This is a genomic window from Pseudomonas sp. YJ42 (assembly GCF_047225135.1).
GTDB classification, from domain to species: Bacteria; Pseudomonadota; Gammaproteobacteria; order Pseudomonadales; family Pseudomonadaceae; genus Stutzerimonas; species Stutzerimonas stutzeri_E.
In genome coordinates this window covers 774,296-796,818 of sequence record NZ_CP178378.1, presented here as the reverse complement: position 1 = coordinate 796,818, position 22,523 = coordinate 774,296, and the positions used below count along the sequence as shown (strand labels likewise).

Annotated in this window: 19 protein-coding genes, 2 tRNA genes and 1 rRNA gene; 16 read left to right on the top strand and 6 right to left on the bottom strand. The window is 58.6% G+C overall.

What is annotated here, in order from left to right; all coding sequences use genetic code 11:
* Positions 1 to 30 precede the first annotated feature (30 nt).
* The 9 genes from ACL0K2_RS03385 (at position 31) to ACL0K2_RS03345 (ending at position 9,796) form a co-directional block, all read left to right on the top strand.
* Positions 31 to 765, top strand: coding sequence for a response regulator (locus ACL0K2_RS03385; protein ID WP_045162596.1), 735 nt, complete (start codon positions 31 to 33; stop codon positions 763 to 765).
* A 16-nt stretch (positions 766 to 781) separates the two neighbouring features.
* Positions 782 to 2,209, top strand: a complete 1,428-nt coding sequence (locus ACL0K2_RS03380) for an ATP-binding protein (RefSeq protein WP_196298665.1) — start codon at positions 782 to 784, stop codon at positions 2,207 to 2,209.
* A gap of 220 nt (positions 2,210 to 2,429) precedes the next feature.
* A complete protein-coding gene (locus ACL0K2_RS03375; RefSeq protein ID WP_413043776.1) occupies positions 2,430 to 3,662 on the top strand; it encodes an AGE family epimerase/isomerase in 1,233 nt (410 codons plus the stop codon).
* A gap of 116 nt (positions 3,663 to 3,778) precedes the next feature.
* A complete protein-coding gene (locus ACL0K2_RS03370; RefSeq protein ID WP_239609626.1) occupies positions 3,779 to 5,047 on the top strand; it encodes an ABC transporter substrate-binding protein in 1,269 nt (422 codons plus the stop codon).
* Positions 5,048 to 5,166: 119 nt separating this feature from the next.
* A complete protein-coding gene (locus ACL0K2_RS03365) occupies positions 5,167 to 6,075 on the top strand; it encodes a carbohydrate ABC transporter permease (protein ID WP_413043775.1) in 909 nt (302 codons plus the stop codon).
* Entirely contained in the window at positions 6,068 to 6,898 is an 831-nt protein-coding gene (locus ACL0K2_RS03360) for a carbohydrate ABC transporter permease (RefSeq protein ID WP_413043774.1), read from the top strand. Before ACL0K2_RS03365 ends, ACL0K2_RS03360 begins: the two co-directional genes overlap by 8 nt.
* 9 nt (positions 6,899 to 6,907) lie before the next feature.
* Complete coding sequence (locus ACL0K2_RS03355; protein WP_413043773.1) at positions 6,908 to 8,065, top strand: ABC transporter ATP-binding protein; 1,158 nt, start codon at positions 6,908 to 6,910, stop codon at positions 8,063 to 8,065.
* Positions 8,066 to 8,286: 221 nt separating this feature from the next.
* Positions 8,287 to 9,510: a maltoporin gene (locus tag ACL0K2_RS03350; protein ID WP_045162590.1), complete on the top strand. Its 1,224-nt coding sequence runs from the start codon at positions 8,287 to 8,289 to the stop codon at positions 9,508 to 9,510.
* Between the two features lie 94 nt (positions 9,511 to 9,604).
* Positions 9,605 to 9,796, top strand: coding sequence for a DUF1289 domain-containing protein (locus ACL0K2_RS03345; RefSeq protein ID WP_045162589.1), 192 nt, complete (start codon positions 9,605 to 9,607; stop codon positions 9,794 to 9,796).
* Here ACL0K2_RS03345 and ACL0K2_RS03340 read toward each other — a convergent pair whose 3' ends face one another.
* Positions 9,797 to 10,651 (bottom strand): MurR/RpiR family transcriptional regulator, encoded by an 855-nt coding sequence (locus ACL0K2_RS03340; protein WP_196298663.1) that lies wholly within the window; start codon positions 10,649 to 10,651, stop codon positions 9,797 to 9,799.
* 161 nt (positions 10,652 to 10,812) lie between these two features.
* On the opposite strand from ACL0K2_RS03340, the gene zwf reads away from it, so the two are divergent.
* The 4 genes from zwf to rluB all read left to right on the top strand — a co-directional run bounded on the left by zwf (position 10,813) and on the right by rluB (position 14,913).
* Positions 10,813 to 12,282 carry a glucose-6-phosphate dehydrogenase gene (gene zwf, locus ACL0K2_RS03335; RefSeq protein WP_045162671.1) on the top strand — a complete coding sequence of 490 codons (1,470 nt, stop codon included), beginning with the start codon at positions 10,813 to 10,815 and terminating at the stop codon, positions 12,280 to 12,282.
* Positions 12,269 to 12,982 carry a 6-phosphogluconolactonase gene (gene pgl / locus ACL0K2_RS03330; protein WP_413043772.1) on the top strand — a complete coding sequence of 238 codons (714 nt, stop codon included), beginning with the start codon at positions 12,269 to 12,271 and terminating at the stop codon, positions 12,980 to 12,982. Before zwf ends, pgl begins: the two co-directional genes overlap by 14 nt.
* 16 nt (positions 12,983 to 12,998) lie before the next feature.
* Positions 12,999 to 13,646, top strand: coding sequence for a bifunctional 4-hydroxy-2-oxoglutarate aldolase/2-dehydro-3-deoxy-phosphogluconate aldolase (locus ACL0K2_RS03325; protein ID WP_413043771.1), 648 nt, complete (start codon positions 12,999 to 13,001; stop codon positions 13,644 to 13,646).
* Between the two features lie 133 nt (positions 13,647 to 13,779).
* Positions 13,780 to 14,913 (top strand): 23S rRNA pseudouridine(2605) synthase RluB, encoded by a 1,134-nt coding sequence (gene rluB, locus ACL0K2_RS03320; protein ID WP_413043770.1) that lies wholly within the window; start codon positions 13,780 to 13,782, stop codon positions 14,911 to 14,913.
* Between the two features lie 78 nt (positions 14,914 to 14,991).
* Here the strand turns inward: rluB and ACL0K2_RS03315 are convergent, their stop codons facing one another.
* The 5 genes from ACL0K2_RS03315 to ACL0K2_RS03295 all read right to left on the bottom strand — a co-directional run bounded on the left by ACL0K2_RS03315 (position 14,992) and on the right by ACL0K2_RS03295 (position 19,783).
* Positions 14,992 to 15,921, bottom strand: coding sequence for a GGDEF domain-containing protein (locus tag ACL0K2_RS03315; RefSeq protein WP_045162584.1), 930 nt, complete (start codon positions 15,919 to 15,921; stop codon positions 14,992 to 14,994).
* A 206-nt stretch (positions 15,922 to 16,127) separates the two neighbouring features.
* Positions 16,128 to 16,868, bottom strand: a complete 741-nt coding sequence (locus ACL0K2_RS03310; protein WP_413043769.1) for a YciK family oxidoreductase — start codon at positions 16,866 to 16,868, stop codon at positions 16,128 to 16,130.
* Between the two features lie 66 nt (positions 16,869 to 16,934).
* Positions 16,935 to 17,606 carry an N-acetylmuramic acid 6-phosphate phosphatase MupP gene (gene mupP, locus ACL0K2_RS03305; RefSeq protein ID WP_045162582.1) on the bottom strand — a complete coding sequence of 224 codons (672 nt, stop codon included), beginning with the start codon at positions 17,604 to 17,606 and terminating at the stop codon, positions 16,935 to 16,937.
* Positions 17,606 to 18,304: a bifunctional 2-polyprenyl-6-hydroxyphenol methylase/3-demethylubiquinol 3-O-methyltransferase UbiG gene (ubiG, locus tag ACL0K2_RS03300; RefSeq protein WP_239609608.1), complete on the bottom strand. Its 699-nt coding sequence runs from the start codon at positions 18,302 to 18,304 to the stop codon at positions 17,606 to 17,608. The genes mupP and ubiG overlap by 1 nt, the downstream gene beginning before the upstream one ends.
* A 138-nt stretch (positions 18,305 to 18,442) precedes the next feature.
* Positions 18,443 to 19,783, bottom strand: coding sequence for a TRZ/ATZ family hydrolase (locus tag ACL0K2_RS03295; RefSeq protein ID WP_413043768.1), 1,341 nt, complete (start codon positions 19,781 to 19,783; stop codon positions 18,443 to 18,445).
* A 703-nt stretch (positions 19,784 to 20,486) separates the two neighbouring features.
* Here ACL0K2_RS03295 and ACL0K2_RS03290 point away from each other — a divergent pair.
* The 3 genes from ACL0K2_RS03290 (at position 20,487) to ACL0K2_RS03280 (ending at position 22,297) form a co-directional block, all read left to right on the top strand.
* Positions 20,487 to 22,023 (top strand): 16S ribosomal RNA (locus ACL0K2_RS03290).
* Between the two features lie 91 nt (positions 22,024 to 22,114).
* Positions 22,115 to 22,191: transfer RNA gene (locus ACL0K2_RS03285), tRNA-Ile, on the top strand.
* 30 nt (positions 22,192 to 22,221) lie between these two features.
* Positions 22,222 to 22,297: transfer RNA gene (locus ACL0K2_RS03280), tRNA-Ala, on the top strand.
* Positions 22,298 to 22,523: the final 226 nt, after the last annotated feature.

Below are 22,523 nucleotides of genomic sequence, written 5' to 3'. Positions count from 1 at the left end.
AACGATATATAACAAGAGAAGGGATGCCGGGTGAGCCAGGCTGGAAGATCGATTCTGCTGGTCGATGACGACCAGGAAATTCGCGAATTGCTGGAAACCTATCTGAGCCGTTCGGGCTTTCGAGTGCGCACCGTTGCCGACGGCGCGCAGTTTCGCGAAGCCATGGGCGGGGATACGCCGGATCTGGTGATTCTCGACGTCATGCTGCCGGACGAAGACGGCTTCAGTCTCTGCCGTTGGGTGCGTGGACACCAGCGGCTGGCACAGATGCCAATCATCATGCTGACCGCCAGTTCCGACGAGACCGACCGCGTCATCGGCTTGGAGCTGGGCGCGGACGACTACCTGGGCAAGCCCTTCAGCCCGCGGGAATTGCTGGCGCGAATCAAGGCCCTGTTGCGCCGGGTCAGCTTCGCTCATGAGCGCGGTAGCGATGTGCTGGCCTTCGACGAATGGCGGCTGGATATGGTCAGCCACCGGCTATTTCATCAGGACGGCGAGGAGGTGCTGTTGTCCGGTGCCGACTTCGCCTTGCTCAAGCTTTTTCTCGATCATCCGCAGCAGATACTCGACCGCGACACCATCGCCAACGCGACTCGTGGCCGCGAGGTGATGCCGCTCGACCGAATCGTCGACATGGCGGTCAGTCGTCTGCGCCAACGCCTTCGGGATACCGGCAAGTGCCCACGATTGATTCGTACCGTTCGCGGCAGTGGCTACCTGCTCGCCGCCCAGGTGTTGCCGCATCATGACTCGCTCGGCTAGGCGTCGCTGGTTGCTGGTGCCGCGTTCGCTGCTTGGACGGATGCTTTTTCTGACCCTGCTGGTGGTGTTGCTGGCACAGGCGTTGTCGAGCTTCATCTGGGTGTCGCAACTGCGCGCCAGTCAAATGGAGGGATTGCTGACCAGTGCACGCAGTCTGGCGCATTCAATGGCCGCCAGCGTCAGCTATTTCCGCTCGCTGCCGCTGGGCTATCGGCCGCTGGTGCTTGATCAATTGCGCAGCATGGGCGGTACGCGCTTTTTCGTATCGCTGAACGACAAGCCGCTGGAAATGCAAATCTTGCCACCCACCGAACGCAAGCAGGCGGTGCTGGCGCAGGTCGACGAGGTGCTGCGTGAACGCTTGGGCAAAAGTGTCGATATGTCGGTTAACTTTGTCAGTCCGGACGACCTGCGTATTTTCAATGGCGGACTGAAGCTCGACGAACTGCCGCGATCCTGGGCACATTACGCATTGAGCCTGGAACCGCTGAATCCGCCCGTGCTGGTCACGCAGATCCAGATCGCCCCTGACGAGTGGCTCTATCTTGCTTCGCTGATGCCGGCGCCGTACGTCAGCCTCGAAGACCAAGGAATCCCTAACCAGCAACTCTGGTTCATCTTTCTCACTACCAGCTTTCTGCTGTTGTTCATCGGCATCCTCGTTCACTGGCAGAGCCGTCCACTCAAACACTTGGCGCGCGCGGCGCGAGAAATGTCGCTGGGTAGCGAGGTTGAGTTGCTGCCGGAAGCGGGCGGCAGCGAGGTGGTCGAGGTCAGTCGGGCGTTCAACAGCATGCGCGAACGCATCGGTCGCTACCTGACCGAGCGTAGCCAGTTGTTCAGCGCGATCTCCCATGATTTGCGCACCCCAATCACGCGGCTGCGGCTGCGTGTTGAACTACTGGATGACGAGACGCTCCAGGGCAAATTCAGCCGGGACCTCGACGAGCTGGAGTTGCTGGTCAAAGGCGCTTTGCAATGCGTCAAGGACACGGATATTCACGAAAACATCGAACCGCTCGATCTCAATTTGCTGCTTGATTGCGTCACCGAGCCCTACTTGGCACCCGCCGGGAATGGGCGCGTGACAGTTCAGGGCCGGGCGCTCGCGCCTTATGCCGGCAAGCCGTTGGCGCTAAAGCGTTGCATCGGCAACCTGCTGGACAACGCGTTGAAGTATGGCGAGCGGGCGCATCTGTTTATCGAGGACGACAAGAACATCTTCGTTTTGCACGTTGACGATGAAGGCCCTGGCGTGCCGGAAACCTGGCTGAAGCAGGTATTCGAACCGAACTTTCGCTTAGCGGCCAAGCAACCCGGCTATGGTCTCGGACTCGGTATCGCACGCAATATCGCCCACAGCCATGGTGGCGAGGTCAGCCTTTGCAACCTGCAAGAAGGCGGGCTTCGCGTGACCTTGCGTCTGCCCCGCAAGCTCGAGTGAATGTCACCAGGTGGTGACGATGGTCGGCATGTTCGTTACCCGACCGGTTCCGAGCGCCCGCTAGACTCCGGCAACGGGTCGATGAGTTGGCCGATGCACCGTGAAGGGCAAAACGCTTCTGCCCTTGAGCGGCCCGAACTCATATAAATGCTCACAGTTCTCCACGCTGACCGCTCACGGTCATTGGCAACGACATACTCGCTCGCACGGAAAAATAATAATGAAAACCGCTGAATTATCCTCAAGCAGCTGGCTGCAGAAGCCTGCCCATTTGGCGTGGTTGGCTGACGAAGGCATGCGTCTGCTGCCGTTCGCCAGGGCTTCGCGAGTCGACCAAGGATTCGCCGCACTCGATGCGAGCGGGCACCTCCCGGAACACGCCTGCGCCGAGTTGATCCACACCACGCGCATGACCCATTGTTTCGCCCTGGCGCATATCCAGGGTATTCCCGGATACGCCGAGCTGGTCGACCACGGGCTCGCCGCGCTGCGAGGCGCCTTGCACGATGCCGATTTCGGCGGTTGGTTCGCCGATGCAACGCGCACGGGCGACAAGTCGGCATACCTGCATGCCTTCGTTGCCCTGGCTGCCAGTTCCGCGTTGGCTGCTGACCGTTCTGCAGCGTTGACCTTGCTGGACGAGGCGATCGCGGTCCTCGAGACGCACTTCTGGAGCGAAGAGGAGGGCGCCTTACGTGAAAGCCTGAGCCGTGATTGGCAGCAGGAAGAGCCTTATCGCGGCGCCAACAGCAATATGCATGCTACCGAGGCCTTTCTTGCCCTGGCCGACGCCACTGGCAACACGGTGTGGCTGCTACGCGCCCTACGCATCGCGGAGCGGCTGATCCACGGCCATGCGGCGGCAAGTGGGTATGCAGTGGTCGAGCATTTCGATCATGAATGGCGTCCGCTGCCGGACTATAACGACGGTAACCGTGCCGACCCGTTTCGCCCCTACGGCAGCACACCGGGCCATAGTTTCGAGTGGGCGCGCCTGCTGCTGAACCTGGAGGCTGCCTTGGAGCATGCCGGACTCGTTGCGCCCGGATGGTTACTGGATGACGCCTGCGAGTTGTTCGCCAAGGCCTGCCGTGATGCCTGGAACGCGGACGGTGCTCCCGGGTTGGTGTACTCGCTCGATTGGGAGAGCCAGCCCGTGGTGCGCGCGCGCTTGCATTGGGCGCACGCCGAAGCCAGCGCAGCGGCCGCGGCGCTGCTCAAACGCACGGGCTCTGCGGTTTATGAGGACTGGTACCGCTGCTTCTGGGAGTTCTCTGCGAGCCACCTCATCGATCTGAAAAACGGCAGCTGGCACCATGAGCTCGATAGCGGAAACCGACCGGGGAGTAGCATCTGGCCGGGCAAACCCGATCTCTATCACGCCTATCAGGCCGTATTGTTGCCTCGCCTACCTCTGACGCCGAGCCTGGCAACGGCCCTCGCTGCTGTGTAACGGAGCGGTGACACACGCGCATCCCTTCGTTACGTCTTAAGGTATTTACCCGACTTAGAATCCAATGCAGCGCAAGCCTTGAGCTTGCATGCATAACAACAAGAAAAGGTATCCAAATGAACGCGATAACTCGCCTCGCCACAGTTGTTTCTCTCGCCTCCCTGTTTCCCCTCTCGGCACTGGCTGCCGATTCCAAGGGCACTGTTGAAGTTGTCCACTGGTGGACGTCCGGAGGGGAGGCCGCCGCTGTGAATGTCCTGCGCGACTTGGTCAACAAAGAAGGCTTTACCTGGAAAGACGGCGCAGTCGCTGGCGGCGCAGGCTCCGCGGCCATGACCGTACTGAAGACACGTGTGGTATCCGGCAATCCACCCGGCGCAGCGCAGATCAAGGGCCCTGATCTGCAGGAGTGGGGCGCTCTCGACCTCCTGAGCCCGCTCGATGAAGTGGCCGAGGCCAATAACTGGGATGGCCTGCTGTCGAAGACCGTGTCCAACACCATGAAATATGACGGCCACTACGTCGCGGTGCCGGTGAATATTCACCGCGTCAACTGGCTGTGGATCAATCCGAAGGTGTTCGAGAAGGCCGGGATCGACAAGGCGCCCACCACCCTCGAAGAACTCTATGCCGCGGGTGACAAGCTCAAGGCTGCCGGCTTCGTGCCATTGGCTCACGGTGGCCAGCCGTGGCAGGACAGCACGGTTTTCGAAGGCCTGGTGTTGGGCATCATGGGCGCCGATGGCTATCACAAAGCCTTCGTCGAGCATGACGAGGCGACCCTTACCAGTCCGCAGATGACCGAAGTGTTTACCGCGCTGAAAAAACTCTCCACGTACATGGACGACAATCGTGCCGGCCGTGACTGGAACCTCGCCACTGCACAAGTAATCGACGGCAAGGCCGGGATGCAAATCATGGGCGACTGGGCGAAGAGCGAATGGACTGCTGCCGACAAAGTGGCAGGCAAGGACTATCAGTGCGTACCGATGCCCGGCACCGCTGGCAGCTACACCTACAACATCGACTCCATCGCTATGTTCAAGCTCAAGGACGAAGGCGACGTCGCGGCGCAGCATGCCTTGGCACGGATCGCCCTGGAGCCCGAATTCCAGTATGTGTTCAACCAGAACAAGGGTTCGATTCCGGTACGTTCCGACTTGGACATGAGCAAGTTCGACAGCTGCGCACAAGCCTCGATGAAGGACTTCAAGGAAGCCGACCAAAATGGCCAATTGGAGCCGAGCATGGCGCATAGCATGGCCACCAACTTGGCGGTGCAGGGCGCGATCTTCGATGTCGTGACCAACTTCATGAGCGAGAAGAACGCCGATCCGAGCAAAGCCGGGGCGCAGCTCTACGCGGCGATCAAGTCCGCCCAATAGGCTGACTAGGGCCGATGTTCCGCGGCCCTTTCTCCTTCGTCAAAGCTTCCCGCGACAGGACTGCGGACCTGTCGTAGGAAGCGCTTGGCCCGGATTTCACTTCTGACTGGTAATGCCCGATGAGTGTCGCGACGGTAATGACCAAGCCCTCACCCCTGGATGCGCTTCAGCGCTGGCTTCCTAAATTGGTGGTGGCACCGACCATGTTGGTGGTCTTGGTCGGCTTCTATGGCTACATCCTCTGGACGCTGGTGCTGTCCTTCACCAACTCCAGCTTCATGCCGAGCTACAAGTGGGTCGGCTTGCAACAGTACGCCCGCTTGATGGACAACGAGCGCTGGTGGGTGGCGAGCCAGAACCTGCTGGTATTCGGCGGTCTGTTTATTGGCATCAGCCTGGTGATCGGTGTGTTTTTGGCGGTGTTGCTGGATCAACGCATCCGCCGTGAAGGCTTCATCCGGACCGTCTATCTGTACCCGATGGCTTTGTCGATGATCGTCACCGGGACCGCCTGGCAATGGTTGCTCAACCCAGGTCTTGGCATCGACAAAATGCTTCGTGACTGGGGTTGGGAAGGTTTTCGCTTCGACTGGCTGGTCGACCCAGACCGTGTCGTTTATTGCCTCGTGATTGCGGCGGTATGGCAGGCCTCCGGCTTCGTCATGGCGCTTTTTCTAGCCGGGCTACGCGGCGTCGACCAATCCATCGTGCGTGCGGCGCAGATCGACGGTGCCAGCCTGCCGAGCATCTACATGCGCATCGTCCTGCCGAGCCTTCGGCCGGTGTTCTTCAGCGCCGTGATGATCCTCGCTCACATCGCTATCAAGAGTTTCGATCTGGTGGCGGCGATGACAGGGGGAGGGCCCGGGTATGCGTCCGACCTGCCCGCGATGTTCATGTACAACTTCACGTTCAGCCGCGGCCAGATGGGCATCGGCTCCGCCAGCGCGATGATGATGCTGGGCGCGATCCTGGCGATCCTGGTGCCGTATCTCTACTCGGAACTGCGGAGCAAGCGTCATGACTAGGACATTCAGCCCGAGCCGTCTGGCCATCCACACCACGCTGCTGCTGGCGGTTGTGTTGTATCTGGTGCCGCTTGTGGTGATGTTGCTGACCAGCTTCAAGACGCCCGACGACATCCGCACCGGCAACTTGTTGTCCTGGCCTGAGGTGTTCACGGTGATCGGCTGGGTCAAGGCCTGGGGCGTGGTCGACGGGTTCTTCTGGAACTCGGTGAAAATCGCCGTACCCGCCGTTCTGATCTCCACAGCGATTGGAGCCTTGAACGGCTATGTCTTGTCAATGTGGCGCTTCCGCGGTTCCCAGCTGTTTTTCGGGTTATTGCTGTTCGGCTGCTTTTTGCCGTTCCAGACCGTGTTGCTGCCTGCCTCGTTCACGCTCGGAAAGTTCGGTCTGGCCAACACCACGGCCGGCCTAGTGCTGGTGCATGTGGTCTACGGGATCGCCTTCACCACGCTGTTCTTCCGCAACTACTACGTGAGCGTACCTGACGCCTTGGTCCGTGCGGCACGCCTGGACGGTGCTGGATTCTTCACTATTTTCGGGCGAATTCTGCTGCCCATGTCGACGCCGATCATCATGGTCTGCCTGATTTGGCAGTTCACCCAGATCTGGAACGATTTCCTTTTCGGCGTGGTGTTTGCCAGCGGCGACTCGCAGCCGATCACCGTGGCGTTGAACAACCTGGTCAACACCAGTACCGGTGCCAAGGAATACAACGTCGATATGGCTGCGGCAATGATCGCCGGGCTGCCAACGCTGGTGGTGTACATCCTCGCCGGCAAGTATTTCCTGCGTGGGCTCACGGCCGGCGCGGTCAAGGGTTAGGAGAACGACATGGCTGCACTTGAACTTTGCAACGTCCGCAAGAGCTATCCGGGTAGCTCCAACGACACCTTGAAAGATATCGACCTGAAGATCGAGGACGGCGAATTCCTAATCCTGGTTGGCCCTTCAGGTTGCGGAAAATCAACCTTGATGAACTGCATTGCCGGGCTCGAGGACATTACCGGCGGAGAGATCCGTGTGGACGGGGCCGACATTAGCGGCGCAAGCCCCAAGGATCGCGATATCGCCATGGTGTTCCAGTCCTACGCGCTGTACCCGACCATGACCGTTCAGGAAAACATTGCCTTCGGCCTGAAGATGCGAAAGGTGCCGGCGGCGAAGATCGACGAGGAAGTGTCGCGAGTCGCCCAGCTGCTGCAGATCGAGCACCTGCTGGGGCGCAAGCCGTCGCAGCTATCCGGTGGTCAGCAACAGCGCGTGGCGATGGGCCGTGCACTGGCGCGGCGGCCAAAGATCTACCTGTTCGATGAGCCCTTATCGAACCTCGACGCCAAGCTTCGGGTCGAGATGCGCACCGAGATCAAACTGATGCATCAGCGGCTGAAGACCACCACGGTGTATGTCACCCATGACCAGATCGAAGCGATGACTCTCGGTGACAAGGTCGCAGTGATGAAGGATGGCGTCGTCCAGCAGTTCGGTACGCCTAAAGAGATCTACAACAATCCAACCAACCTCTTCGTTGCCAGTTTCATCGGTTCACCGCCGATGAACTTCATTCCGCTGCGACTGATCAAGCAGGGCGGCGCCTGGCAGGCGCTGCTGGACAGCGGTCAGGACCGTTGCGAGTTGCCACTGCGCCTGGCTGATGGCGAGTCGTTGGAAGGCCGCGAGGTGATCCTGGGTATCCGTCCGGAGCAGATCACGCTCGGCGCTGGAGGCGGTCTGCCGTCCCTGCGGGCCGAAGTGCAGGTAATTGAGCCCACCGGGCCCGACACCATGGTCTTCGTCGAGCTCAACCAGACCAAGGTCTGTGTTCGTCTCGCTCCGGACGCGGCGCCCGCGCCTGGCTCCAGCCTGGATCTGCTGTTCGAGCCAGACAAGGTGTTGTTGTTCGACGCACAGACAGGCGAGCGGCTGGGTATCACCCAAGGAAACGGCTCCGCTGGGCATAACGGCATCGTCACCCGGTTGGTAGCTCGTTGATCGGAAGTGTGAGGAAAAGGACCGGTCGCGGTATATCTGCGTACCGGCGCAGGTTTCGTCTGAATGTTATTGATGTGCCTGGTTTTTCGGCGACGCGGGCGAGCCCGGATCGCTAAAGTTCGAACCGCAGCACGCAGGTAGCTGGCATGCGGATCGTAAGGAGAGCCTTCACCGGCTCGATCCAACGGCAGTAACAACAATAAGAGCTAATTGGAGCGGATATGAAAAAAACCACACGCCTGGGCCTCGCGGTATCGCTGGCGAGCCTCGCCATGCCATTCACCGTTCAGGCATTGGATTTCAACGGTTACGTGCGCAGCGGCGTAGGCGAATCGAGCGGTAGCGCTTCGCAAGCCTGTTTCCAACTGCCGGGAGCCCCGTCCAAGTTCCGTCTCGGTAACGAGTGCGAGCAGTACGCGGAGCTGGGACTGCGTCAGGACCTGTTCACGCTGAGCGATGGTTCGGTGCTGAGCGTCGAGGGTATGGCGGCGCTCTACAACGAATATGACCACACACCGAAGTTCACCGGCGACCATGGCTGGGCGCGGATGGTGCAAGCCTACGCCGAATGGAGCAAGGTGCCGGCACTCAATGGTGGTTCGTTGTGGGCGGGGCGGCGTTTCTACAAGCGGAACGACATCCATATCTCCGACTTCTACTACTGGAACCAGAGTGCCACTGGTGCCGGTATCGAAGACATGGAGATCGGCGGGCTGAAGTACAGCTACGCATTTTCCCGCAAGGACAACGTGTTCCAGGAAAACTACATCAACCGTCACGATTTCAACGTCGGGGGCTTCGACAGCAACCCCGGCGGAGAGCTGGAGTTCGGTGTCAGCTACATTGACGAGCCGGATCGTGAGGATGCCAACAGCGGCTGGGCCGTTACTGTGCAACACAAGCAGGTTGGTTTCCTGGGCGGCAGCAACACCTTCGCTCTCCAGTACGGCGAAGGGCCGGGTACCGGTCTCGGCTATACCGGCGACGTGACGCTGGGCAGCAGTGACAAGAGCTGGCGGGCGGTCGAATACTTCGACTGGCAGGTCACGCCGCGTTTCGGTGGGCAGTTCCAGGCCGTGTACCAGAAGGACAAGCGCCAAGGCGGCGGCGATCAGGACTGGATCTCGGTTGGCGTGCGCCCGGTTTATGCCTTGAGCGACCAATTCAAGCTGGTCGCCGAGCTCGGGCATGATCAGATCGATGCACCGGAAGGCACCCGAAAGCTGACCAAATTCACCGTGGCGCCCACGTGGTCACCGGCTGGCCCCGACTTCTGGGCTCGTCCTGAGGTGCGCCTGTATTACACCTATGCCCAGTGGAACGAAGCGGCACAGGACGCGGCCAATCTGATGGCAGCCGGTAGTGCGCTGTCCGACACCGGCGCCTTTGGTGGCGACCAACACGGTTCGAATTTCGGCGTGCAGGTCGAGTACTGGTGGGACTGATCGAGCCGATAGTCCGATTCGGTTAGAACCTCCAGGCGAAGAGGGCCTCTACTTAGCCAAGGCGGTAGGGTCCTCAGGCTGATCGGAGGTGGTTTTGGGCGACAAGGCGAAGAATCCGTGCGTCAGCATTTGCAAGCTCAAGGACGACGTCTGCATCGGCTGCGGTCGCAGCCGGGACGAGATGAAGGCCTGGAAGAGCATGAAGAACAAGGAGCGCAAGGTGGTCAACGCGCTAGCCGTCGGGCGGCTGAAGGCGTTGAACAAAGCGCGGAAGAAAAAGCAGTGATCAGCTTTCTTCGGCCGGATAGCGGGTGGCCATCAGGCTCTCCTTGATTTTGCGCAGATGTGGTTGGAAATCGACCCCACGCCGCAGGGTGACACCGGCTGCCAGCGCGTCGAGCACGGTCAACTGGATGATCCGCGAGGTCATCGGCATATAAATGTCCGTGTCTTCCGGCAAGGGTATGTCTAGGCTCAGCGTGCAAACTTTGGCCAATGGCGAGTCGGCAGCGGTCAGTCCCAGAACGGAAGCTCCGTTGTCACGCGCAATCGACGCGGCCTCCACCAGCTCGCGCGTGCGACCGGTGTAGGAGATGATTACGAACAGATCGCCGGTATGCGCTACGGACGCCAGCATCCTTTGCATGAGCACGTCGCTATGAGCCGTCACCGGTAGGTTGAATCGAAAGAACTTGTGCTGGGCATCCAGTGCTACCGATGCGGACGCACCAAGGCCGAAGAAATGGATCTGCCGCGCCTGGATCATCAGGTCCACGGCATGGCTGATGACTTGTGGATCGATCGCCTGACAAGCGCTGTCTAGTGATGCGATGGCGCTGCCGAAGATCTTTCGTGTGTAGGCCTCGGGGCCATCATCCGCCTCTACCGCACGGCTGACATAGGCTGCGCCACTCGCCAGGCTCTGGGCCAGCTGGATCTTGAGCACCGGATAACCGGCGGCGCCGAACGACCGGCAGAAACGATTGACCGTCGGCTCACTGACCTTCGCCGCTTGTGCCAGCGCCGCAATGCTATAGCGAGTGGCCTGTTGCGGGTCGCTCAGTATCACCTCGGCGACCTTCCTTTCCGCTTTGTTCAGCTCGTCGAGCCGATTTTTTATCTGTTCCAAGAGATTTTTCATGCGATCCATGTCTCTTCTTTCAAGGGGCCGTGCTCGCGGCGGCTGTGAGATGCCATCCAGAGCGCGAAAAAAACAGGTTATGTTGTTTTAATAACAACATTATGCGCTTAAACTGCGCTAACGAATCTGTCATGCAGCTTAATTTGGTTAGTATAAAAAACATGCCTGCTATTACTGTTGACGCGACCACCTTTGCTTTGTTCGGCGCTCTGGGCGATTTGGCACTGCGCAAGCTGTTTCCCGCACTTTACCAGCTAGACCGAGCGGGGCTCCTTCATAGCGATACGCGCATATTGGCGCTTTCGCGGGATAAAGGAGAGCCTGCCGTCCATCTGGAGCGGATCGATCAGGCATTGCGACGGTACATCCCTGCCGCGCAACTGGACGAAACGGCGCTCGCGCGCTTTCAGACGCGGCTGGAATACTTCACGATGGATTTCCGCGACGCACATGATTATGCGGCGCTGGCTGAGGCGGTGTCGTCTGACATGCCCTTGATTGCGTATTTCGCCACGCCTGCCTCGGTTTACGGTTCGATCTGCGAACACCTCGCTGCGGTCGGATTGGCCGAGCAGACCCGCGTCGTGCTGGAAAAACCCATCGGACACGATCTTGAATCCTCGCGCGTGGTCAATGACGCGGTCGCAAAGTACTTTCCCGAAACCCGGATTTACCGGATCGACCACTACCTTGGCAAGGAGACGGTACAGAACCTGATCGCACTGCGCTTCGCCAACAGCCTGTTCGAGACCCAGTGGAATCAGCACCACATTTCTCACGTCGAGATTACCGTCGCCGAGACGGTCGGCATCGAAGGGCGATGGGGGTATTTCGATCAGGCCGGACAGCTGCGCGACATGATCCAGAACCATCTGCTGCAGCTGTTGTGCCTGATCGCGATGGATCCGCCGAGCGACCTCACCGCCGACAGCATTCGCGACGAGAAGGTCAAGGTACTCAAGGCGCTGGCACCGATCACGCCGGAACGCCTCGGTCAGCAGGTAGTGCGCGGCCAGTATGTGGCTGGTTCGGTCGGCGGCAAGGCGGTTCCAGGGTATTTGGAGGAGGAAAACTCCAACGCCGAAAGTAGCACCGAGACCTTCGTCGCGCTGCGTGCCGATATCTGTAACTGGCGCTGGTCGGGCGTGCCGTTCTATCTGCGTACCGGGAAACGCATGGCCGAAAAGGTCTCGCAGATCGTCATCCATTTCAAAGAGCCACCATTTTATATTTTCGCGCCTGAGCAGCGTTCGCTGATCAGCAACCGGCTGATCATCCGCTTGCAGCCGGACGAGGGCATCTCGCTGCAGGTGATGACCAAGGAGCAGGGGCTCGACAAGGGCATGCACCTTCGCAGTGGGCCGCTGCAGCTCAACTTCTCTGAGACCTACAAGAGCTCGCGCATTCCCGATGCCTATGAGCGCCTGCTGTTGGAGGTGATGCAGGGCAATCAGAATCTGTTCGTGCGCAAAGACGAAATCGAATACGCCTGGAAATGGTGTGACCAGCTCATCGATGGCTGGTCGCGCCTCGGTGACGCACCGAAGCCCTATCCCGCCGGGTCATGGGGGCCGGTCGCGTCCATCGCCTTGATCACTCGTGATGGGAGGTCTTGGTATGGCGATCTCTGAACTTGAACTGCCTTCGGGCGTAGTTGCACATAGCCTCGCTGATCCCGATCAGATGGCCCGGGCGTTGGCTGATCGGGTCGCCGAGGCGCTGAGCTACGCTGTAGCGACTCATGGCTGTGCCAGCCTGGTGGTGTCTGGCGGCCGCAGCCCCATCGCCTTTCTAGAGGCATTGTCGACTTGCCCACTGGACTGGGCGAAGGTGCAGGTGAGTCTCGCTGACGAGCGGTGGGTCGATGTCAACGATGCCGACAGCAACGAAGGGCTGGTTCGCCGCCATCTGTTGCAGAATGCCGCAGCCGATGCGCAACTGCTCGGTCTGTATCAGCCGGCCGAAACACTTGAGCAGGCCGCTCGGCTGGTTAGCCACCGATTGGATGATCTGCACCAGCCCATTGATGTACTGGTGCTCGGTATGGGCAACGACGGTCATACCGCTTCGTTGTTTCCGAACAGTCCATTGCTGGCCCAAGGGCTCGATCCAGATGGGGCAGCCCATTGCCTGCCGATGCAAGCACCTATCAGCCCGGAACAGCGCATCAGCATGACCTATTCATTGCTGGCCACCGCGCGGGTTCAGTGCCTGGCCATCCAAGGGCCGGCCAAGCTGGAAACCCTGCGTCAGGCAATGCAGCTCGAAACCTTGCAGATGCCCATCCGCGCATTTCTGCATTCCCCGTTAGAGATCTACTGGTGCCCGTGAGGCCCGAGGACTTTCCATGATGGACCAGAAAAACGCACTGATCGAAAAGATCTGTACCGAAGCCCGAATCCTTCCAGTCATCACCATAGGCAGCGAGGAGCAGATCTTGCCGTTGGCCGATGCACTCGCCGCGGGCGGCCTGAAGGCGTTGGAGATCACGCTGCGCTCGGCACACGGCCTCACTGCCATCCGTCGCCTGCGTGAAGAGCGGCCTGAACTCTGTGTGGGCGCAGGCACGGTGCTAGACAAGCGGATGATGGACGAAGTCGAGGCAGCAGGCGCGCAATTCATCGTCTCGCCGGGTTGCACGGATGAGTTGTTGCAAGCGGGCGTGGCCAGCTCGGTGCCGTTGTTGGCTGGCATTAGCAATGCGTCGGACATCATGCGCGGCTACGCACTCGGCTACCGCCGTTTTAAGCTTTTCCCAGCCGAGGTATGCGGTGGTGTTGCGGCAATAAAGGCACTCGGTGGACCCTTCGGTGATGTTCGCTTCTGCCCGACTGGGGGCGTCAATGCCAGCAACGCGGCGCAATACCTGGCATTGCCCAACGTGATGTGCGTTGGCGGAACCTGGATGATTGACGGCGCGGCACTGAAGAACGGTGACTGGGCAGCGATTCAGCAAGCGACGGCTGACGCACTGGCGGCGCTGGATAAACGCTGAGCCTGTAATCACCTGGCGCGCCGCTCTGCGCGCACCTTGGTTCGGGCTGCTAACCTTCCTAGTGCTTTGGTGAGCCGGGCCGCGTATAGTGCGCGGCCTTTCTATCGGAACTGCCACACCGGGAGGTGCCCAGATGACCGAACACGACGATGAAACCCCTCATATTGCCCACGGCGAAAAGCTGCAGAAGGTCCTGGCCAGAATTGGCCTGGCTTCGCGCCGCGACGTGGAGAACTGGATTGCCGCTGGCCGGGTCAAGGTCAACGGCGCCGTAGCGACGCTGGGTCAGCGCGTCGATCTGCATGATGCGATCGCGGTCGATGGTCGCTTGCTCAAGCGCGAAGAAGCCGCTGAAGTGGTTCGCCGTGTCCTGATCTACAACAAGCCGGATGGCGAGATTTGCACTCGTGATGACCCAGAGGGTCGCCCGACGGTTTTTGATCGCCTGCCCCGTCCGAAAGAAGGGCGCTGGATCAATATCGGTCGTCTCGATATCAATACGACCGGCCTGCTGCTATTCACCACTGACGGCGAGCTGGCCAATCGCCTGATGCATCCGTCCTATGAGATGGACCGTGAGTACGCAGTGCGCGTGCGTGGTGAAGTCGACGACGAGATGATCGAGCGCCTGAAAACGGGCGTCATGCTTGAAGACGGGCCGGCGCGGTTCACCGATATTCAGCAAGCGCCCGGTGGGGAAGGCTTCAATCATTGGTACCACTGCGTGGTGATGGAGGGGCGCAACCGCGAGGTGCGCCGTCTTTGGGAGTCTCAAGGTCTCGTCGTCAGCCGGTTGAAGCGTGTGCGCTTCGGGCCGGTGTTCATGACTTCGGACCTGCCTATGGGGCGCTGGCGCGAGATGTCTCAGAGCGAAGTCGACATCCTCAGCGAGGAGGTGGGGCTCAAGCCGGTGGCGCTACCGGGGATGAAAGCGAAGACCAAGGAGAAGCTCGACCGTATGCAGCGCAAGGTGGCCAAGCCTATCGGACGCGCCGAGCGCCGCCCCAGGGTTCTGCGCTCGGCTCATGAAGCGGATGCATCGAGTGGTGGCAATAAAGGTCGTCGTACGCGCAACGATCAGCCGGCGCGCAAACCGCGTGACGCCGATGAACGCAGCAAACCGAGTCGCGGCACACCCGTGGCGGAGCGGCCGAGTACTGTTGGGCGCAATCGCGGCAAACCGTCTCCCGCCAAGCGCAATGGACCGCCGGCCTCTGAAGGGCAGCGTCCTGGCTTCGGACGCGGTGATCGCTCCAAACGTCCTTGAGCTGTGGATGCAAGCTAAATGAGAAGGGCGGGGCCATAATGGCCCCGCCCTTTTTTTCGCCAGCCATTCGAGCGAATGCTATACCGAGGCCGCGCACATTCGATTGCGTCCGTCGCGTTTGGCTTGATACAGCGCCTGATCGGCCCGACGCAGAAGCGCTTCCTGCGACTCGGATGATTGATAAGTGGCGCAGCCAAGGCTAGCCGACAACCGGACCTGCTTTTCCCCAACGAGAAAACACAGGTTCTGGATGGCGGCTCTGATTCGCTCGGCTACAACAGCGGCGGCCTCAAGCCCGGTGTTGGATAACACCAGAACAAACTCTTCGCCGCCAAAACGAAAAACCATGTCCACGTTGCGCAGCTGCTCTTTAAGCAAGAGGGCGGTCGCTTTCAGTGCGGCGTCTCCCGCCTGGTGTCCGTGGGTGTCGTTAAGGGTCTTGAAATGATCCATGTCCAACATGATGACTGACATGGCCTGATCATGGCGTCGGGACAGCTCAATTTCCCGAGCCAGGTTTTGCTCCAGGGCCATGCGGTTCCCCGCGCCCGTCAGCGAATCTTTGAGCGAGGCCTGAAGGGCATGCCGGTAGAGCAGAGCATTGCGCAATGGAAAGAGCATGCAGTTAACAGCGCTTTCGAGCTGCTCCAGCGCCAACGTGGATAACTGATATTGGCTGAACAGGCGGAGCTCGCCGAGAGAGTCGGCTTGGTTGGACAGCGAATAGTTCACGACGAATCCCTCGGCTTCGCCAAACTGAAGGTTGGAGTCAGTGCCGACATGGCGATAGGACAGGCCGCGCAACGGGACCAGGTTGCAGACTTCGTCAAAAAAGAACCCCAATAACCTGTCAATCTCCAGGCTGGTCTGCAGGCGTGATGCCAGATTACGTAACAGCTCGGAAAGGTCGAGCTGACGTATCGATAGCGGCTTGTTGAAATTGACCTCCAGACGCCGGACGCGAGCGGTCTCGATATCGGTGGTATTGTCCTGCTTCTCTGGCAGCATAAGGTGAACCTCGAACGCAATTGGCGCTGGTAGAGGTTCTAAAGCGAATTTAATGCCAGTTCAAGAATGTCTTTTTGTATCAAAGGCTTAGCGTAATTTTTTCTGGCGTTACGGCAAAGAGTTGCCAGCGGAACGGCGGAGTGATGCCAATATGACATGCCCACCGTTACGAAGTGCCGGAAAACAGGCGCTTTGGATGGTGTAAGTTACTGAGCGTTCAACGCCTGGCCGTTGATGCCCGTGCTGTCTGGCCCCATCAGATAGAGATAGACCGGCATGATATCTGCCGGTAGCGGGTTGGCCGCCGGATTTTCCCCTGGGTAAGCCTTTGCGCGCATGTCCGTACGAGTCGCGCCCGGATTGACGCTATTGCTGCGCACGGATGCGGTGCCATCAAGTTCATCAGCCAACACCTGCATCAACCCTTCGGTCGCGAACTTCGATACGGCATAACCGCCCCAATAGGCGCGGCCTTTCCGCCCAACGCTGCTCGAGGTGAAAACAACCGAGGCGTCGTTCGACAATTTGAGCAGGGGGAGCAGACTACTGGTGAGCATGAAGGCAGCGTTAACGTTCACCTGCATGACTCGCATGAAGTTGTCGCCGGACAACTGTTCGATCGGTGTGCGCGGGCCGACGATGCCTGCATTGTGCAGCAAGCCATCGAGTCGCCCGAACTCTCGCTCGACGGTCGCTGCTAGTTCGTCGTACTGGTGTGGTAGGGCGGTTTCCAGGTTGAGTGGTATGACCGCCGGCTGCGGCCCGCCGGCGGCTTCGATCTCGTCGTATACCCTGTTGAGGTTGTCCTCGTTCTTGCCCAGCAGCAGGACGGTCGCACCGTGCGCGGCGTAGGCTTTGGCGGCGGCTTCGCCAATCCCGCGGCCTGCGCCGGTGACCATGATGATCCTATTCCTGAGCAGGTCGGGGCGGGCCGAGTATTTGAACATCTGAAGCCTCATGTAATCGTGGGTGACACCCACCGGGTGTTATCAATAAAGTGGCCGGGCGACGAGTCAGCTATTCCCGGTCGTACGATGCAGCAAGGCAAGCAATTCAAGGGGATGATCAACGACCATGTCCGCTCCCCAGGTATCCGGGTCGTCATCGGGGTGGACATACCCATAACGCACCGCTGCCGTACGGCTCCCTGCTGCGCGTCCGGACTCGATGTCGCGTAAATCGTCACCCACGAACAGCACGGTCGAGGGGTCGAGATCTAGTTGGCTGCATGCCAGCAACATTGGTTCCGGGTCGGGTTTGCTCTTGCTGACGTGGTCGGGGCAGACCAGCACGGCAGAGCGCGAAGCGAGGCCCAGCTGATGCATGATCGGCTCGGCGAAGCGCAACGGCTTATTGGTAACCACCCCCCAGATAAGATTTGTCTTTTCGATCTCGACCAGTAACTCCTCCATACCCTCATACAGGCGGCTTTCGACGGCACAGTGCTCCTGATAGCGGTCCAGGAATTCGAGCCGCAGCACTTCGAACTCATCAGACAGGGGATCGACATCAAAGGCGCTGAGCACCATAGCCCGAGCTCCGCCCGAAACGACGTCGCGGACCTGCTGGTCCGGAACGCGATCAAGGCCGCGTGCCAGACGCATGGCCTGTGCGACAGCGATGAAATCCGGCGCGGTGTCCAGCAGCGTGCCGTCCATATCGAATAACACTGCACGCAGACGCATCAGGCCTCCCGAAGCGTCTGGATCATGTAGTTCACATCCACATCCGGCGACAGCTTGTAATGTTTCGTCAATGGGTTATATGTCAGGCCGATAATGTCCTGGACTGCAAGCCCGACCTCGCGGCTCCATGCGCCGAGCTCCGATGGGCGAATGAACTTACGAAAGTCGTGGGTGCCCCGCGGCAGTAGTTGCAGAAGATACTCGGCACCTACAATGGCGAATGCATAGGCTTTCGGGTTGCGGTTGATGGTTGAAAAGAACACTTGCCCGCCAGGTTTCACCATCTTGTGACAAGCGCGAATAACGGAGGCTGGATCGGGAACATGCTCAAGCATCTCCAGGCAGGTCACGACATCGAATTGCTCTGGTGACTCTTCGGCCAGCGCCTCGGCAGTAATTTGTCGATAGTCGATTTCCAGGCCGGACTCGAGCAAATGCAGTCGTGCAACGGACAGAGGGGCTTCGCCCATGTCGATCCCAGTCACTGTAGCGCCGCGCTGGGCCATGGCTTCACTGAGAATCCCACCGCCGCAGCCCACGTCCAAAACCTTCTTGCCGGCTAGCGAGACATGCTCGTCGATCCAGTTGACCCGAAGCGGATTGATCTCGTGCAGCGGCTTGAACTCACTTTCCCGGTCCCACCAGCGGTGAGCCAGGGCTTCGAATTTGGCGATTTCGGCGTGGTCGACGTTGCTCATGATCCGTTCCGTTTGAAAGCTTGAGGGAGAAGCTTGAGCTGCAAATGCTCATGTTGCCACCTTCTGTCAGACGAAGAGGCTTTGGTGAAGCGCTTCGTGTACGTCAGTTTGTCGCAGCACCGCATGAGCGGTGCTCGTTTAATGCTTAGCGCCGATCTTCTTCCCCCAAGCCTTGGCTGTGGCAATTAGGTGCTCTTCATCCATACGGATCAGTCGACGATCATCGACCAACTGCTTGCCGCCCACCCATACATGGCGTACGCAATCTCGACCGCTGGAATAGATCAGTTGGGAGACAGGGTCGTAGACGGGCTGTTGCGCAAGGCCTGATAGATCGAATGCCACCATGTCTGCGAATTTTCCTATCTCCAGTGATCCGGTGTGATCGTCCAGTCCGAGAGCGCGAGCGCCATTGAGCGTTGCCATGCGTAACGCGCGATGGGCATCGAGAGCCGTCGCCGATCCTGCGACGGCTTTGGCAAGCAGCGCGGCGGTACGGGTTTCGCCCAGCAAGTCGAGGTCGTTATTGCTGGCTGCGCCGTCGGTCCCTATGCCGACATTGATTCCGGCCTCCCAGAGGCGTTCGACTGGGCAAAAGCCGCTGGCTAGTTTCAAATTGGACTCAGGGCAGTGAATGACGCTGCAATTGTGTTCAACCAGCAAGGCGATATCTTCGTCATCGATCTGGGTCATGTGGACGGCTTGAAAACGTGGGCCTAAAAGCTGCATGCGGGCCAGCCGAGCCAGTGGGCGTTCGCCATGCTTGCTCAGTGACTCTTCTACCTCGTGCGCTGTTTCATGGACGTGCATATGAATGCCGATGTCCATTTCCGCGACAAGGGTTCGAATGTTTTCCAGCGTGCCGTTTGCCACCGAGTAGGGCGCATGTGGACCGAATGCGATACTCAGGCGAGGATGATGCTTGAGGTCGTCGTACAGCGCGACGCCTTTGCGAAGCGCTTCGTTGGCGTCGCGCGCGCCTGGGATAGGGAAGTCCAGCACTGGGATCGCTATCTGTGCACGAATGCCGTGCTTGTGCACGAGCTGACTGACTACGTCTGGGAAGAAATACATGTCAGAAAAACAGGTGACACCGCTTTGAAGCAGCTCCGCGATCGCCAGCTCGCTTCCGGCTTGTACGAATGCCTCGTCTACCCACCTGCTTTCCGCTGGCCAAATGTGCTCGCGCAGCCACGTCATCAGTGGCAGGTCGTCGGCCAGTCCGCGAAACAAGGTCATGGCGGCGTGCCCATGAGCATTGACAAGCCCTGGGGCCAGGAGCATTCCGGTGAGGTCCCGTGTTTCGCGGGCAATGTATTGGACTGCCTCCTCGCGAGGCGCTATCAGCACGATGCGGCCGTCACGGATGCCTAATGCATGGTTCTTCAGGACAACACCGGCTGGCTCGACCGGGACGAGCCAAGTTGGAAGCAGCAATAGGTCGAGCGGATCGGCAGGTGTATGCGGCATTTGGGTCATCGATTGATCTAAAGAAGGGCCCAGTGTAAAGCCTGTCGAAGGTACTTTGAAGGAAGCCGGAGGAAACTCTACCGTCGGCAAACTGGGCAGGCCTATCTATATGCACGTACGTAGCCATTTGCCCCGTAGAGAAAACTGAAAACAACCGTTGACGTGGTTTTGTGAGTGCCTATAATGCGCACCTTCTCCGGCGCAGGCTTTTGGCGAAACGTCTTGTAAATCAATAAGTTAGCTAAAATAAAGGCTTGCACGGAAGGCGGATTCGAGTAGAATGCGCCGGGCTGACAGGGTGGAGGTTGAGTCCTGTTGGCAGCTTCGGTCGGGTTGATCGGAGGCGGTTGAAAGAGGTGGTTGACAGCGGTTTTGGACGCTGTATGATTCGCCTCCCGCTGACGAGAGACGCAGGTTGATCGGAAGCGCAAGCGGTTGAGAAGAAAGAAAAACTTCTTCAAAACAGCTTGACGAGAAACAGGGCTGCTGTAGAATGCGCGGCCTCGGTTGAGACGAAAGAATTGATCGAAACGCTCTTTAACAACTGAATCAAGCAATTCGTGTGGGTGCTTGTGGGGTAAGACTGATGGTCAGCAAGATTATCAGCATCACAATGTACTCAACGAGAAATCATTGAGTGCTCTTCTTTTAGGAGAAGAGATTTGCGATTGCTGAGCCAAGTTTAGGGTTTTCTCAAAACCCAAGCAGTATTGAACTGAAGAGTTTGATCATGGCTCAGATTGAACGCTGGCGGCAGGCCTAACACATGCAAGTCGAGCGGATGAAGGGAGCTTGCTCCCTGATTCAGCGGCGGACGGGTGAGTAATGCCTAGGAATCTGCCTGGTAGTGGGGGACAACGTTTCGAAAGGAACGCTAATACCGCATACGTCCTACGGGAGAAAGCAGGGGACCTTCGGGCCTTGCGCTATCAGATGAGCCTAGGTCGGATTAGCTAGTTGGTGAGGTAATGGCTCACCAAGGCGACGATCCGTAACTGGTCTGAGAGGATGATCAGTCACACTGGAACTGAGACACGGTCCAGACTCCTACGGGAGGCAGCAGTGGGGAATATTGGACAATGGGCGAAAGCCTGATCCAGCCATGCCGCGTGTGTGAAGAAGGTCTTCGGATTGTAAAGCACTTTAAGTTGGGAGGAAGGGCAGTAAGCTAATACCTTGCTGTTTTGACGTTACCGACAGAATAAGCACCGGCTAACTTCGTGCCAGCAGCCGCGGTAATACGAAGGGTGCAAGCGTTAATCGGAATTACTGGGCGTAAAGCGCGCGTAGGTGGTTTGTTAAGTTGGATGTGAAAGCCCCGGGCTCAACCTGGGAACTGCATCCAAAACTGGCAAGCTAGAGTATGGCAGAGGGTGGTGGAATTTCCTGTGTAGCGGTGAAATGCGTAGATATAGGAAGGAACACCAGTGGCGAAGGCGACCACCTGGGCTAATACTGACACTGAGGTGCGAAAGCGTGGGGAGCAAACAGGATTAGATACCCTGGTAGTCCACGCCGTAAACGATGTCGACTAGCCGTTGGGATCCTTGAGATCTTAGTGGCGCAGCTAACGCATTAAGTCGACCGCCTGGGGAGTACGGCCGCAAGGTTAAAACTCAAATGAATTGACGGGGGCCCGCACAAGCGGTGGAGCATGTGGTTTAATTCGAAGCAACGCGAAGAACCTTACCAGGCCTTGACATGCAGAGAACCTTCCAGAGATGGAGGGGTGCCTTCGGGAACTCTGACACAGGTGCTGCATGGCTGTCGTCAGCTCGTGTCGTGAGATGTTGGGTTAAGTCCCGTAACGAGCGCAACCCTTGTCCTTAGTTACCAGCACGTAATGGTGGGCACTCTAAGGAGACTGCCGGTGACAAACCGGAGGAAGGTGGGGATGACGTCAAGTCATCATGGCCCTTACGGCCTGGGCTACACACGTGCTACAATGGTCGGTACAAAGGGTTGCCAAGCCGCGAGGTGGAGCTAATCCCATAAAACCGATCGTAGTCCGGATCGCAGTCTGCAACTCGACTGCGTGAAGTCGGAATCGCTAGTAATCGTGAATCAGAATGTCACGGTGAATACGTTCCCGGGCCTTGTACACACCGCCCGTCACACCATGGGAGTGGGTTGCTCCAGAAGTAGCTAGTCTAACCTTCGGGGGGACGGTTACCACGGAGTGATTCATGACTGGGGTGAAGTCGTAACAAGGTAGCCGTAGGGGAACCTGCGGCTGGATCACCTCCTTAATCGAAGACTTCAGCTTCTTCATAAGTTCCCACACGAATTGCTTGATTCACTAGCGAAAAGCGATTGGGTTTCGACCCGAGAGAGACGATTGGGTCTGTAGCTCAGTTGGTTAGAGCGCACCCCTGATAAGGGTGAGGTCGGCAGTTCGAATCTGCCCAGACCCACCAATTGTCATGGGATGTGGCCGATCTGTAGATGGGGCCATAGCTCAGCTGGGAGAGCGCCTGCTTTGCACGCAGGAGGTCAGCGGTTCGATCCCGCTTGGCTCCACCATTACCTCGACATCGCTTGAAAGCACAGAAATGAATAGATTCCTTAGAGGAGTGTATTGATTTCTGGTCTTTGCGCCAGTAACTGTTCTTTAAAAATTTGGGTATGTGATAGAAGTAGATTTGGGTAATTACTTTCACTGGTGATTATTCAAGTCAAGGTAAAATTTGCGAGATGCTCGAGAGAGCAAAATGCGGATTTTCGGCGAATGTCGTCTTCACGTTATAGA